At 71.3% G+C, this 12,560-nt stretch carries 14 protein-coding genes and 2 riboswitches; of the genes, 8 read left to right on the top strand and 6 right to left on the bottom strand.

Annotated features, from left to right (window positions below):
- Positions 1-44 precede the first annotated feature (44 nt).
- Genes KUG38_RS08440 through KUG38_RS08425 form a run of 4 tightly spaced genes read right to left on the bottom strand, consistent with a single transcriptional unit; the run spans position 45 to position 2,406 of the window.
- Positions 45-458, bottom strand: coding sequence for a VOC family protein (locus KUG38_RS08440; RefSeq protein WP_216920607.1), 414 nt, complete (start codon positions 456-458; stop codon positions 45-47).
- A gap of 56 nt (positions 459-514) precedes the next feature.
- The gene (locus KUG38_RS08435) at positions 515-1,357 is read right to left on the bottom strand and encodes a hypothetical protein (RefSeq protein ID WP_216920606.1); all 843 of its coding nucleotides are present in this window, start codon (positions 1,355-1,357) and stop codon (positions 515-517) included.
- 36 nt (positions 1,358-1,393) lie between these two features.
- A complete protein-coding gene (locus KUG38_RS08430) occupies positions 1,394-1,765 on the bottom strand; it encodes a DUF7734 family protein (protein WP_094585854.1) in 372 nt (123 codons plus the stop codon).
- Positions 1,766-1,788: 23 nt separating this feature from the next.
- Entirely contained in the window at positions 1,789-2,406 is a 618-nt protein-coding gene (locus KUG38_RS08425; RefSeq protein ID WP_216920604.1) for a DUF3177 family protein, read from the bottom strand.
- A gap of 60 nt (positions 2,407-2,466) precedes the next feature.
- Here KUG38_RS08425 and KUG38_RS08420 point away from each other — a divergent pair, with 60 nt between their 5' ends.
- From KUG38_RS08420 to KUG38_RS08405, 4 genes are read left to right on the top strand one after another with little or no spacing between them, the layout of a single operon-like run.
- Entirely contained in the window at positions 2,467-3,786 is a 1,320-nt protein-coding gene (locus KUG38_RS08420; protein WP_216920601.1) for an FIST signal transduction protein, read from the top strand.
- A 2-nt stretch (positions 3,787-3,788) separates the two neighbouring features.
- Positions 3,789-4,502: a tRNA (guanosine(46)-N7)-methyltransferase TrmB gene (gene trmB, locus KUG38_RS08415; protein WP_216920694.1), complete on the top strand. Its 714-nt coding sequence runs from the start codon at positions 3,789-3,791 to the stop codon at positions 4,500-4,502.
- Positions 4,502-5,818, top strand: a complete 1,317-nt coding sequence (locus KUG38_RS08410) for an IctB family putative bicarbonate transporter (protein ID WP_216920599.1) — start codon at positions 4,502-4,504, stop codon at positions 5,816-5,818. The genes trmB and KUG38_RS08410 overlap by 1 nt, the downstream gene beginning before the upstream one ends.
- Complete coding sequence (locus KUG38_RS08405) at positions 5,809-6,804, top strand: BadF/BadG/BcrA/BcrD ATPase family protein (RefSeq protein WP_216920597.1); 996 nt, start codon at positions 5,809-5,811, stop codon at positions 6,802-6,804. The genes KUG38_RS08410 and KUG38_RS08405 overlap by 10 nt, the downstream gene beginning before the upstream one ends.
- Here the strand turns inward: KUG38_RS08405 and KUG38_RS08400 are convergent.
- Positions 6,792-7,400, bottom strand: a complete 609-nt coding sequence (locus KUG38_RS08400; RefSeq protein ID WP_216920595.1) for a HupE/UreJ family protein — start codon at positions 7,398-7,400, stop codon at positions 6,792-6,794. The two genes, KUG38_RS08405 and KUG38_RS08400, sit on opposite strands and share 13 nt — an antisense overlap.
- Before the next feature lie 24 nt (positions 7,401-7,424).
- Positions 7,425-7,583: riboswitch (cobalamin riboswitch) on the bottom strand.
- A 50-nt stretch (positions 7,584-7,633) separates the two neighbouring features.
- Positions 7,634-7,795, top strand: a riboswitch (cobalamin riboswitch).
- A gap of 25 nt (positions 7,796-7,820) precedes the next feature.
- Between KUG38_RS08400 and KUG38_RS08395 the strand changes: the two genes are divergently transcribed.
- The gene (locus KUG38_RS08395; protein WP_216920593.1) at positions 7,821-8,444 is read left to right on the top strand and encodes a HupE/UreJ family protein; all 624 of its coding nucleotides are present in this window, start codon (positions 7,821-7,823) and stop codon (positions 8,442-8,444) included.
- Positions 8,445-8,448: 4 nt separating this feature from the next.
- Here KUG38_RS08395 and KUG38_RS08390 read toward each other — a convergent pair whose 3' ends face one another.
- Positions 8,449-9,747, bottom strand: a complete 1,299-nt coding sequence (locus KUG38_RS08390) for an MSMEG_0569 family flavin-dependent oxidoreductase (protein WP_216920591.1) — start codon at positions 9,745-9,747, stop codon at positions 8,449-8,451.
- A 187-nt stretch (positions 9,748-9,934) separates the two neighbouring features.
- Here KUG38_RS08390 and KUG38_RS08385 point away from each other — a divergent pair, with 187 nt between their 5' ends.
- From KUG38_RS08385 to KUG38_RS08375, 3 genes are read left to right on the top strand one after another with little or no spacing between them, the layout of a single operon-like run.
- Positions 9,935-10,417: an MSMEG_0572/Sll0783 family nitrogen starvation response protein gene (locus KUG38_RS08385; protein ID WP_035833359.1), complete on the top strand. Its 483-nt coding sequence runs from the start codon at positions 9,935-9,937 to the stop codon at positions 10,415-10,417.
- Positions 10,418-11,440, top strand: a complete 1,023-nt coding sequence (locus KUG38_RS08380; RefSeq protein WP_216920589.1) for a Nit6803 family nitrilase — start codon at positions 10,418-10,420, stop codon at positions 11,438-11,440. It begins immediately after the preceding gene.
- Positions 11,433-12,557 carry an MSMEG_0568 family radical SAM protein gene (locus KUG38_RS08375; protein ID WP_216920587.1) on the top strand — a complete coding sequence of 375 codons (1,125 nt, stop codon included), beginning with the start codon at positions 11,433-11,435 and terminating at the stop codon, positions 12,555-12,557. Before KUG38_RS08380 ends, KUG38_RS08375 begins: the two co-directional genes overlap by 8 nt.
- The last annotated feature ends 3 nt before the right edge of the window (positions 12,558-12,560 follow it).

Below are 12,560 nucleotides of genomic sequence, written 5' to 3'. Positions count from 1 at the left end.
CGTGGGCTCACTGGCGGCGACTCTACCGAGGCCCGCCAGGAGCCCTACATCGCCGCCGTTGCCGCCGCTCCCCCATCCCAGGGTGCGCCCTGCAGCACGATCCGATAGCCGTCGTGATCTTCAAAGGTGCGCCCATCCTTGTCCCAGTAGGGATTCAGGGAGGCCACGGCCATGAAACCGGCCGCCTGCATTGCTTCACAGCGCCTCAGCCAGTCCTGCCGATCTGGAATAAAGAACACCAGCAAGTCTTCCGGTGTGGGTGATGGAGCGACGGGATGGGTACGGCAGTAAGTGAATTCAAAGTGATACGTTCCGCCCGGCTCTCCCAGCATCACCCCGTCAAAGCCGTCGTGGTTGTCGAAGTGGTCGAGACGCGTGAGCCCCAGACCCTCACCGTACAGCACCTCCGTGCGGTGCAGATCCGTCACGGGGCGGGCCAGTCGGAAATGCGGGATCATCAGTAACGCTTCAAGTTCAAGAGGGAGTTGATACCCAATGCATTTTGTGCCGCTGCTCAAAGGATGCCCGTCTCTTGCCCTAGGGCGGCCAGAACGGACTCCTGAGCTAGGCGCCCAAGGCGCGCGCGGGGCTTGTTGGTCAGTCCAAGCCAGTCAGGGATCAAAGAGCCTTGGGAGGCGAAGTGCTCGACATGAACCACAACGACCCTCCCATCCGTATAACTCACATCATTCAATTTTCGCCACTCTCCGGGCCGGGCAAACCCGAAGATCTTCATGGCTGCGTCGACATAGTTGAGGCCAGTGCCCAAGCCAAACATGACGATGAGCTTCGTCGCCTCGGGGAGGGAGCCGAGGAAGCGGGTGGCACAACTGGTGGCCACGGCGTGTCCAAACGGCAGGGCCACAAACTGATCAAGCATGCCACCGCCAGATCCCTTCCAACAGGCCGACTTCCTGTCGAAACGCTCGACCGTGCAGCGCACCAGGGAGCCAAAATGGAAGCGGCCTGATGGGTCTGAAATCAGTTCATCCACGGCCCGACCACCCCTCTCCATCGGCACCCCTGGCAGCAGACCGAGATGGGCGAGAATTTTGGCTACGTTTCCACGACTCGCCTTGAAGGCAATCGCGTCGTGCGGTGTGCTGGCCAGGGAACCCGCTTGGCGCGGTCCCTTTGAGAAGCCAAGGACCACGATTTCAGGAGTGGTGCTTCCCCAGGCAAGTGGGTTGTTTGTGATGCGCCAATCACCCTGGGTACGTTGCGTCTTGTCGAAAACGACTGGCTTGCCTTCAAAGCACAGGTTGCAATCAACGCGGCCATGAGAAGGGAGACACGGCATGGCCGGGATGTCCTCGTTGTCTCTTGATCCGCCAACGGCAGTTGGCGACCAATCCATGATGGCCTCCTCGCCGCCACCGGGCAGGTCGCCGAATCAGCCCCCTGCCGTTCCTTCCCAGGCCCCCGCATCCAGATAGGTCGCCGCCGGCAGCGGGCCCGCCAGGAGCCGCTCGTCGCTGGGGTTGAGGGGGCCGGCCAGCAGTTCGGCCGCCGCGATGCGGGCCGACGCCGGCAGGGCCGGCTGGTCGGGGTCGAAGGCGGTGGGGTGGGTGACGCTGCTGGAGAAGCCGCGGAAGATCAGCAGCTCGAAGGGCTCCTCCCCCGCTCCGGCGGGATCCGGCTCCGGCAGCGGCAGGGTGCCCACCAGGCGCAGCACCCGGTCGGGGCGCTCGCGGCTGATGACTTCCAGCGCCGCCAGCAGGGCCGCAACGGAGGGGGAGGCGGCGTCGGGCGTGGTGTCGGTCATGGGGGACAGCACCGAAGAACAGCTCAGAACTCGCCGGCCACCCGGCCCAGGCGCGGCAGGCGCACCACCAGCCACTGCAGCAGACCCACCACATAGGCCACCAGGGCCGCATAGCCGACGAAGGCGGCCACCCCCGTCGTCCACTCGCCGCCGAACACGAAGGCGAACACCCGGGCCACCACGCCGTGCAGACCCTGGGGCGCCTCCAGCCAGGCCCGGCAGAGGCTCAGGCCGGCACCGGCGCCACCCATGCAGGGCAGGGCCGTCACCGCCAGGCTCGCCCCGCCCAGGGACAGCAGCGTCAGGCTCCAGCGCCAGATGCGCAGGGTGAGGGGCAGGGCCCGCCAGGGGGGCATGTCGGCCAGCTCCTCGTTGAGATCCACCCAGAACCACAGGGCCGCCACCACCAGCAGCGGCGCCAGCACCAGCAGCAGGAAGCCGGTGGGACGGTTGCCCGTGAGCAGCAGCAGGGCGATCAGCTGCAGGCTGGCCACCTTCCAGTAGAGGCCCATCAGCCGCACCAGGGCCTGCTCCTTGCGAAGCACCGCCCAGACGAGCAGCACCAGCGGCAGCCCAACGGCGAACAGCATTCCCAGCCGCACGTCGAGCCAGACCAGGGAGCGATAGAGCTGTTCCGGCACGTCCGCTCGGTTCGGTAAGGCGCCATTATCCGTGTGCCCCCCAGGCGATAGGGTCCGTCCATGGGTTCCCTCCCCTCCTTTCCCTGGTTGCAGCGTCGTCCCGACGCCCCCTGGTGCCGTACCGCCCTCGGCCGGGATCCCTCGCTCCAGGAAGCCGTCAACCAGGTGTTCGAGCAGCTCCGGGGCGCCGGTGAGGCCGACCTGGCCCTGGTGTTCGCCTCCGCCAGCTACGCCAGCGACCTGCCCCGCCTGCTGCCCCTGCTGCAGCAGAAACTCAGCGCCGCCCACTGGCTGGGCTGCGTCGGCGGCGGTGTGGTGGGCACCGATCCGGCGGGCGCGCCCCATGAGATCGAACAGCAGCCGGCCCTGACGGTCACCCTGCTGCGGCTTCCGGGCGCCAGCCTCCATCCCTTCGCCATCGACACCACCTCCCTGCCCGACCTTGATGGTCCGGCCGAGCCCTGGCGGGAGCGGGTGGGGGGCGAACTTGAGGGCGGCCAGTCGATGCTGCTGCTGCTTGATCCCACCGGCACCGCCATCAACGACCTGATCAGCGGCCTGGATTACGCCTATCCCAACACCACCAAGGTGGGCGGCATCGCCGGCCCCCACAGCGCCGCCCACGGCTCCCTGCTCTTCGACAGCGGCACCGCTGCCCCGAACACTCCCGCCGACACGGTCCGCAACGGGGCGGTGGGCTGCCTGATCAGCGGCGCCTGGCGGCTCGATCCCCTGGTGGCCCAGGGCTGCCGGCCGATCGGCCCGGTGCTGGAGGTGGAGCAGGCCCAGCGCAACGTGGTGATCGAGGTGAGCTGCGGCAGCACCCGCAACAGCCCCGTGGCCGCCCTGCAGTCGATCCTCGTCGACCTCACCCCGGCCGAGCGGGAGCAGGTGAAGCATTCCCTGTTCCTCGGCGTCGGCCGCAGCGACTTCAGCCTCCCCAGCGCCGACCTCACCCCCGTGGCGGAGGCGCCCGGCTCCTTCCTGGTGCGCAACCTGATCGGTGTCGACCCCCGCAACGGGGCGGTGGCGGTGGGCGAACGCATGCGGGTGGGCCAGAAGGTGCAGTTCCAGCTCCGCGATGCCGATGCCTCCCGGGACGAATCCCGCCAGCTGCTGGCCGGCCAGGCCCGGCGCCGCAGCGAGCCCCTGGCCGCCTTCCTGTTCGCCTGCCTGGGCCGGGGCGAAGGCCTCTACGGCGAGGCCGACGGGGATGTGAGCCTCTGCCGCGAGGTGTTCGGCACCGTGCCGATCGCCGGCCTGTTCTGCAACGGTGAGATCGGCCCGGTGGGCGGCACCACCCACCTGCACGGCTACACCGCCAGCTGGGGCTTCCTGGTGCCCAACGACCCGCCCGGGGGCACCGCCACAGCGCTCTGATGGTGCGTCAGCACGTCAATCCCCTCAGCCGGATCCACCAGCTGGCGCGGCCCCTGCCGCCACTGGTCGAGCTGTTCGCCGATCCCTCCCTGCCCCTCCATCTGGATATCGGCTCCGCCCGAGGCCGCTTCCTGCTGGCCATGGCCCCCCAGGCGCCGCAGCGCAACCACCTCGGCCTGGAGATCCGCCGGCCCCTGGTGGAGGCCGCCGAGGACGACCGCCGCAGGGACGGGCTCACCAACCTGCGCTTCCTCTACGGCAACGCCAACGTCAACCTGCCGGAGTGGCTGGCGCTGCTGAGCCCCGGGCAGCTGGAGCTGGTCACCCTGCAGTTCCCCGACCCCTGGTTCAAGCTGCGCCACCGCAAGCGGCGGGTGCTGCAGCCTGCCCTGCTGCTGGCGATCGCCGCGGCCCTCGCCCCCGGCCGGACCCTGTTCCTGCAGAGCGATGTGGAGGCCCTGATCGCCCCGATGCGGCAGCTGGTGGAGGCCAGCGGCGCCTTCGAGCTGGCCGGGCCGGAGGAGTGCGGCCCCGAGCGGAATCCCCTGCCGGTGGCCACCGAACGGGAAGGCCAGGTGCTGGCGGGGGGCCTGCCGGTGCACCGCAGCCTCTTCCGCCGCAACAACGCCCCCCTGCCGCCACTGGCCGATCTGGAAGCCCACCTGGAACCCACCACCAGCGGCACCGATAATCCCCTCGACGCTGAAGCGGATTGATGGTGCCTGCCCCAGCTCCCGTGCCCCTGCTGCTGCGCTGGCAGGGGCTGCTGGCCGGCCTGCCCGCCGGCCGACTCGGCGCCCACCTGCCCCTGGTGGCGGGCTGGATCCTCTGCGCCCTGATGGCCGGGCTGCCCCTGGTCACCCGCTCCGGCCTCAGCCTGCTGATCGCCGCCTCCGCCCTGCTCTGGGTCGTCTGGGCCCTGCGCACCCCGCCGGGCCGCCTCGGCGCCATCAACATCTGGCTGCTGCTGGTGATCGCGATCGCCGTGGTGGCCACCGGCTTCTCGCCCGTGCCGAAGGCCGCCCTGGTGGGACTGTTCAAGCTGCTCAGCTACCTGAGCGTCTACGCCCTGATGCGCCAGCTGCTGGCCTCCGCCCCCGTGTGGTGGGACCGGCTCGTCGGTGCCCTGCTGGCCGGTGAACTGATCACGAGCGTGATCGGCATCCGCCAGCTCTACGAGGCCCCCGGAGCCCTGGCCCGCTGGTCGGACAACAACTCCGTGGCCGAAGGCACGGTGCGCATCTACAGCACCCTGGACAACCCCAACCTGCTGGGGGGCTACCTGCTGCCGATCCTGCCCCTGGCCGTGGTGGCCCTGCTGCGCTGGAAGGGACGGGGCCGGCGTCTGTTCGCCCTGGCCAGCCTGGTGCTGGGCCTGGTGACCCTGGTGCTCACCTACAGCCGCGGCGCCTGGATGGGCATGGTGGCCTCCCTCGGCCTGCTGGGCCTGCTGCTGGTGCTGCGCCAGACCCGCGACTGGCCGCCGCTGTGGCGACGCCTGTTCCCCCTGCTGCTGCTGGCCGGCGCCACCGTGGTGCTGGTGCTGCTGGTCACCCAGGTGGAGCCGCTGCGGGTGCGGGTGATGAGCCTGGTGGCCGGCCGGGAGGACAGCTCCAACAACTTCCGCATCAATGTCTGGACCTCCGCCCTGGCGATGATCCAGGACCGTCCCTGGATCGGCATCGGCCCCGGCAACAGCGCCTTCAACCTGATCTATCCGCTGTATCAGCAGCCCAAGTTCAATGCCCTCAGCGCCTACTCCATTCCCCTGGAGCTGCTGGTGGAGGCCGGCATTCCGGGGCTGCTGGCGGGGCTGGGCCTGCTGCTGAGCGCCGTCAAGGTGGGCCTGGGCCAGTGGCGCAGCAGCGCCCCCCTGGCCCTGCCCTGCCTGGCGGCGGTGGCCGTGTTCGCGGGGCTGGGGGTGCAGGGCCTCACCGACACGATCTTCTTCCGCCCGGAGGTGCAGCTGATCGGTCTGTTCAGCCTGGCCACCCTCGCCGCCTCGGCGGCGGATCCAGCGCCATGCGACTGATCGCCGGCTTCGACGCCGGTCAGACCCACACCACCTGCCGCCTGGCGCTGGCGGCCGAAGGCGTGGCGCCGGGGGTGGGCCCGGTGGTCGGCGAAGGGGACGGCCCCGGCGTCTGCCACCTGGCCGCCCCGGAGGGACCCGAGCGCTTCGGGGCCGCCCTGCGGGAGAGCCTGGCGCGGGCCCGGGCCCATGTGGTCGACTCCGGCGAGCCCGCCGGCACGGCCCCGCTGGTGGCGGCGGCCGTGGGGGCCAGCGGCATCGAGCAGGGCACGGCGGTGCAGGAGCAGGGGCGCCAGCTGGCCGCCATCGCCCTGGGCCTGGCCCCGGAGCGGGTGGCGGTCACCGGCGACGAGCGCACCGCCCTGCGCGGGGCGTTCGCCGACGGCGCCGGCATCGTGGTGATCAGCGGCACCGGCACCATCGCCGTGGGCCGCAACGGCAGTGGCCGCGAGCACCGCTGCGCCGGCTGGGGCTGGCTGCTGGATGGGGCCGGTTCGGCCATGGACATCGGCCGGGACGGCCTGGCCCTGAGCCTGCAGATGGCCGATGGCCGCCTCCCCGAAACCCCGCTGCGGCGGGCCCTGTGGGAGGCCCTGAATCTGGACCCGGACGATCCGGGGTCTCCCCAGCGGCTCAAGGCGCTGGTGGTGGCCGACGGCTTCGGCGCTGCCGGCTTTGCCCGGCTGGCGCCGGTGCTCGACCGGCTGGCGACGGAGGGCGACCCCCAGGCCGTCGTCGTGATGGAGCACAACGCCGGGGCGTTGGCGGCGATGGTGGCGGGGGTGGCCCGGGGCCTGGATCTGGTGGGGCCGGCGGTGTGCCCGATGGGCGGGGCGCTGCTCCATCTGGAGCAGCTGCGGGTCCCCTTCGCCCGCAACCTGGCCCTGACCCTGCCGGGAAGCCGGCTGGTGGGGGCCGCCGGCGATGCCTGCCAGGGGGCCCTGGCGCTGGCGGCGGCCCTGCTCGGTGGGCCTCAGCCGGCCTGAGCCGCCAGGGGAACGAGGGCCAGGGCGCCGCCGAGCACGGCCAGCAGCAGGGCCAGCCGGTTGGTCCAGGCCAGGGGAAGGCGGCGCATCAGCAGGAAGGAGCCACCGCTGACCAGCACCGAGGCCACCAGGGCACCGGCCCACCAGCCGAAGGCCGAGGCATCGACAGGGGCCTCACCGCCGTGCAGGGCGCCGTGCAGGGCCACCGCCGCGGCCACCAGACCGCCGCCGAAGGCCAGACCGGGGCTGCGGCCCTCGCGATGGGCATTCAGGATCAGCAGCGCCACCGCCGAGATGGCCAGGGCGGCGAGCACCTCGGCGAAGGGCATGGTGAAGCCCATGGCCCCGGCCAGGCCCCCCAGCACCGCACCGGCCAGGCCCCAGAGCAGCAGCTGGGCCGACACATAGGAGGCGGCGGCGCCGACACCGATGAGCAGCAGCAGGTGGTCGACCCCGGTGATCGGGTGGAGGAAGCCGTAGCCGAGGCCGCCGTGGGCCAGGCCATGGGCCTGGGCCGGCTGGCCGACGAGCACGAAACCGAGGGCGGCGACGCCCCCCAGCAGGGTCCAGGAGCGCAGACGGGAGAAGTGGGTCATCGAGGTTCCCGGTCCGCGCCGGGATGGAAGGAACGGTTCACGGCGAGCGTTCTGGCTGAGGGTGACCCCATCACAGCTGCGGGACAGCGCCGGAATGATGGAAGGGAGAACCCTGCCGTGCACCGGACTTTCCTCGTTTCCTCCCGGAGGTGAACCCCGGGAACCGTCCACCCATTGTGCCCGCAGCCAGTGACGTTGCCGCCCGATGACCGCAGCTTCTGACCGGTAAGGGGGGAGGATGGGCCGCAGGAGGTTCCTCCCCTTCACGGGGAGGACGCAAGGAGGAAAGGCGGTGCGGGGTGACCCAAGTCCGCCGCTGTCCCGCAGCTGTGATGGACACCGTGGCCCGCCCCGGCATCCTCAGTCAGAACGCTCACCCCCCACGACAACTTTCCTGCCGGCGAGGACCGGAGATCATCCATGAATCTGCCTTCCCTGGCCAAGCGGCGCGGCGTCCTGCCCCTCGCCCTGGTCGCTGTGTGCGGCCTGCCGCTGCTGTTGGCGGCTCCCGCTTCGGCCCACCACCTGATGGATCTCACCGGCATGAAGCCGGGCGTGGTGTCCGGCCTGCTGAGCGGCCTGGCCCACCCGATCCTGGGCCCCGACCACCTGCTGTTCCTGCTGGCCATCGGCCTGGTGGGCATCGTCCAGCCCTTCCGCTGGGTGCTGGCCCTGCTGGGCTGCGGACTGGTGGGTAACGCCCTGGGGCTGGCCCTGCCGGGCTTCCCCTGGATCGAGCCGCTGGTGGCCCTCTCGGTGGCCCTCACCGGCCTGGTGCTGGCCCGGCGCCTGCCCCCGGCCGTGCTGGTGCCCGCCTTCCTGCTGCACGGCTACGCCCTCAGCGGCGCCGTCCTTGGCTGGGAGCCCACCCCGATCGCCTTTTATCTCGTCGGTCTGCTGGTGAGCCAGAGCCTGCTGCTGCTGGTGGCCCTCACCGCCGTCCGTCGCTGGCGCCGCAGGGCCTCCAGCGGTGCGGTCAACATCGCCGCCGGCCTGCTGATGGGCATCGGCCTGGCCTTCACCTGGTCGGCCCTGGTGGCCTGAGGGCTCAGGTGCCCAGCAGGGCAGTGCACTCCAGCCGCTCCTGGCTGGCGGCCCGGTGCGAGGCCCGCAGGCGGATCGCTTCGGCCAGGTATTCGGCGTCGTCAGCGACGCCGCAGAAGCGGGCCGAGCCCCAGGTGTGCAGCCAGGGCAGGCCCAGGACGTAAAACCCCGGCACCCGGGTGAGACCCCGCTCGTGGACCGGATGGCCGGCGCCGTCGAACACGGGCACCTCCACCCAGGAGAAATCCGGGCTGTAGCCCGTGCACCAGATCACCGCCGCCAGCGGCTCAGCGGCCAGGTCGAGGGGCTCCGGCGCACCGGGGGGCGGCGTCCAGCAGGGGACGTAGGGGGCTTCCTCCGGAGCGTCGAGGCCCTCTTTGGCGATGTGGTCGTCGATGCTGCGGCAGATGCGGCTGTGCACGGCATCGGCCCCGTCGAGGTTGGCGGCCAGATCGGCGGCGAACTGGATGCGGTCGTGGCCGAGGTCGGCCAGGCGGCCGTGCAGCACCATCCCCTCGAGGGCCCGGCGGCGCAGGTCGATCTCCCGGCCGCCGTCGCGGCCGGTGAGGTAGTGGTTGGTCTTGCCCCGCACCGCCCTGGGATCGGCGTGCTGGTCGATCGGCATGGCGTAGTAGCCCATGCGATCGAGCCAGTCGACCACGTCGCGGCCGCGATAGCGGCGGGGGGAGCGGGGGGCGCTGCCGACGCTCAGGTGCACCCGGCGGCCGGCCAGGTGCAGGTCTTCGGCGATCTGGCAGCCCGACTGGCCGCTGCCCACCACCAGCACCGGTCCGGGGGGGAGGGTGGCGGGGCTGTCGTAGTCGCGGGCATCGATCTGCAGGATCCCCTCCGGCAGCCGGGCGGCGAGGGGGTGGCGCTTGGGGCGGTGGTAGCCGCCGGTGGCGATCACCACCTGCTCCGCCTCGATGGGGCCCTCATCGGTGGAGAGCAGGAACCCGGTGCCGCTGGCCTGCAGGCGGTTCACGGCGACGCCCTCGCGCACGGGCACCTGGATGTGGTCGGCGAAGCGCTGCACGTAGCGGACGATCTCCTCGCGCCCCATGAAGCCCTCGGGGTCGTCGCCGTCGTAGGGGAAATCGGGCAGGCGGCACTGCCAGTTGGGCGTCACCAGGCAGAAGGACTCCCAGCGCTGGCGGGCCCAGGCATGGCCGATGCGGTGGCGCTCCAGCACCAGGGGCCGCACCCCGCGCTTCTGCAGGCAGTGGGCGATCGACAGGCCCGCCTGGCCGCCCCCCACCACCACCACCGCTTGCCGCTGCACCGACTCCGAACCCCTTGCCACAGCAACCCCGGCGCCTGAACGAAAGCCGATGCTGGCCGCCGCTGGCGATACCTCCTGTAACGACCGGCACGGATCGCCCCGTCCCCTGCTATCGGCGGGAGGCGGCATTCGGTGGCATCGGCGACACAGAACAAAAGTTCATCCGTGGCACGGTCCCCCATGCCGATCCCACCGACCGCACGTCCCCATGCCCCAGGTCAGCCGTCCCGCCAACCAGACGGGTGAATTCCTCGTCGACTACGAGGAGAAGGTCTTTCCCGACGTCAAAGCCGAACCCGGGGAGAAGGCCCTGGTCACCTTCCACACCGTGGCCTTCGAAGGCTCCATCGGCCTGGTGAACCTGCTGCAGGCCAGCCGCCTGATCAACAAGGGCTTCGAGACCTCGATCCTGCTCTACGGCCCGGGCGTGACCCTGGGGCTGCAGCGGGGCTTCCCCAAGCTCGGTGATGCCGCCTTCGACGGTCACCTCAACTTCGGCGCCCGCATCCAGAAGTTCATGGACCAGGGCGGCAAGGTCTATGCCTGCCGCTTCGCCCTCCAGGCCCTCTACGGCCACGGCGAAGGCGCCCTGATCCCCGGGATCATCCCGGTCAACCCCCTCGATGTGCTCGACATCGTGCTGCTGCACCGCAAGGAAGGCGCCTTCATCCTCGACACCTGGACGCTCTGAATGCCCGCCACGGTCACCGTCGCCGCCGCCCAGATCCGTCCGGTGCTTTACAGCCTGGAGGGATCTGTGGCGCGGGTGGTGGCGGCCATGGAGGAGGCCGCCGCGGCCGGGGTTGAGCTGATCGTCTTCCCCGAGACGTTCCTGCCCTACTACCCCTACTTCTCCTTCGTGGAGCCGCCGGTGCTGATGGGCAAGTCGCACCTGAAGCTCTACGAACAGGCGGTGACGGTGCCCGGCCCGGCCCTGGGCCGGATCGCCGCCGCCGCCCGCCAGCTCGGCCTGCACGTGCTGCTGGGCATCAACGAGCGCGACGGGGGCAGCCTCTACAACGCCCAGCTGCTGATCGATGCGGCCGGTGAGCTGGTGCTGAAGCGCCGCAAGCTCACCCCCACGTATCACGAGCGGATGGTGTGGGGCCAGGGCGACGGGGCCGGCCTGCAGGTGGTGCCCACCGCCCTCGGGCGCATCGGCGCCCTGGCCTGCTGGGAGCACTACAACCCCCTGGCCCGCTTCAGCCTGATGGCCCAGGGCGAGGAGATCCACTGCGCCCAGTTCCCCGGCTCGCTGGTGGGGCCGATCTTCACCGAGCAGACCGCCGTCACCCTGCGCCACCACGCCCTCGAGGCCGGCTGCTTCGTGGTGTCCTCCACCGCCTGGCTGGAGCCGGAGGACATCGAGCGGATCACGCCCGATCCGGTGCTGCAGAAGGCCTGCCAGGGGGGCTGCCACACGGCCGTGATCAGCCCGGAGGGCCGCTACCTGGCCGGGCCGCTGCCCGATGGCGAGGGGCTGGCCATCGCCGAACTCGACCTGAGCCTGATCACCAAACGCAAACGCATGATGGACAGCGTCGGCCACTACAGCCGCCCCGACCTGCTGGGACTGCTGATCGACCGCAGCCCCGCCCGCCAGCTGCATGAGCGGCCCCCCGAGACGGGGCTGAACGGATTCGCCGCCGCCGCCAGCACTGCCGGCGAGACGGCTCCGGGCCTGCCGCTGCTGGAGGAGCTGCACCATGGCTGAGCACGATCGCCGCGCCCTGGGCCGGCGGGTCACCGAACTGCAGGTGCACGGTGTGGTCGACCCGGCCGTGCCCGGCAACCCCGGCCGCCGGGGCGGTGCCGGCCCGTCGGACCACCGCGCCCTCAGCATCGACGGCACCACGGTGATGGTGCCCGTCTACAACGCCCTGGCCGGCTCCTCGCCCTACCGGCTGGACACCGCCGCCGGCGGCGGCCTGGAGGTGAGCGGCCTGGCGGCGATGGCCGGCGGCGAAACAGGGGCCCTGGCCGTCGAGACCCCGCCCGAGCCGCGCTTCTACGGCCTGGCCACCGCCGAAGGCATCCCCTACCGCTCGATCGCCCTGCTGCACGGCCGGGACGTGCTGGCCACCACCCTGCTGCAGACCTGCATCCGCTTCCGCGACCGGAGCCAGTCGTGCCAGTTCTGCGCCATCGAGCAGTCGCTGGAGGATGGCCGCACCCTCGTGCGAAAGACGCCGGCCCAGGTGGCGGAGGTGGCCGAGGCGGCGGTGCGCCTCGATGGCGTGCGCCAGCTGGTGCTCACCACCGGCACCCCCAACAGCGACGACCGGGGCGCCCGGCTGATGGCCGAGACCGCCGCCGCCGTCAAGGCCCGGGTGGACCTGCCGATCCAGGCCCAGTGCGAGCCCCCCGAAGACCCGGCCTGGTATCGCCGCATGAAGGACGCCGGCGTCGACAGCCTCGGCATGCACCTGGAGGTGGTGGAGGAGGAGGTGCGGCGGCGGATCCTGCCGGGCAAATCGGAGCTGGGGCTGGAGCGCTACATGGAGGCCTTCGCCGAAGCCGTGGCAGTGTTCGGCCGCGGCCAGGTGTCCACCTACCTGCTGGCCGGGCTGGGGGACAGCGCCGCCTCCCTCATCGCCGTGAGTGAGCGGCTGATCGCCCTGGGCGTCTACCCGTTCGTGGTGCCCTTCGTGCCGATTGCCGGCACCCCCCTGGAGGCCCATCCCGCCCCCTCCACCGACTTCATGGTGGCCGTCTACACGGCGGTGGGCGACCGGTTGCGGGCCTCCGACCTCAGGTCCGAGGCCATGGCGGCCGGCTGCGCCAAGTGCGGCGCCTGCTCGGCCCTGTCCCTGTTCGAAGGCACCCCCTGAGCG

It is taken from the genome of Synechococcus sp. CCAP 1479/9 (genome assembly GCF_019038535.1).
In the GTDB taxonomy this organism is placed as follows: Bacteria; Cyanobacteriota; Cyanobacteriia; order PCC-6307; family Cyanobiaceae; genus Cyanobium.
This window is presented reverse-complemented; position numbering and strand designations above follow the sequence as displayed.

Excerpts from the sequence above, each read along its gene's own strand:
- KUG38_RS08440 (WP_216920607.1), bottom strand. The coding sequence starts at position 458 with ATGATCCCGCATTTCCGACTGGCCCGCCCCGTGACGGATCTGCACCGC.
- KUG38_RS08435 (WP_216920606.1), bottom strand. The coding sequence starts at position 1,357 with ATGGATTGGTCGCCAACTGCCGTTGGCGGATCAAGAGACAACGAGGAC.
- KUG38_RS08430 (WP_094585854.1), bottom strand. The coding sequence starts at position 1,765 with ATGACCGACACCACGCCCGACGCCGCCTCCCCCTCCGTTGCGGCCCTG.
- KUG38_RS08420 (WP_216920601.1), top strand. The coding sequence starts at position 2,467 with ATGGGTTCCCTCCCCTCCTTTCCCTGGTTGCAGCGTCGTCCCGACGCC.
- KUG38_RS08410 (WP_216920599.1), top strand. The coding sequence starts at position 4,502 with ATGGTGCCTGCCCCAGCTCCCGTGCCCCTGCTGCTGCGCTGGCAGGGG.
- KUG38_RS08405 (WP_216920597.1), top strand. The coding sequence starts at position 5,809 with ATGCGACTGATCGCCGGCTTCGACGCCGGTCAGACCCACACCACCTGC.
- KUG38_RS08400 (WP_216920595.1), bottom strand. The coding sequence starts at position 7,400 with ATGACCCACTTCTCCCGTCTGCGCTCCTGGACCCTGCTGGGGGGCGTC.
- KUG38_RS08395 (WP_216920593.1), top strand. The coding sequence starts at position 7,821 with ATGAATCTGCCTTCCCTGGCCAAGCGGCGCGGCGTCCTGCCCCTCGCC.
- KUG38_RS08385 (WP_035833359.1), top strand. The coding sequence starts at position 9,935 with ATGCCCCAGGTCAGCCGTCCCGCCAACCAGACGGGTGAATTCCTCGTC.
- KUG38_RS08380 (WP_216920589.1), top strand. The coding sequence starts at position 10,418 with ATGCCCGCCACGGTCACCGTCGCCGCCGCCCAGATCCGTCCGGTGCTT.
- KUG38_RS08375 (WP_216920587.1), top strand. The coding sequence starts at position 11,433 with ATGGCTGAGCACGATCGCCGCGCCCTGGGCCGGCGGGTCACCGAACTG.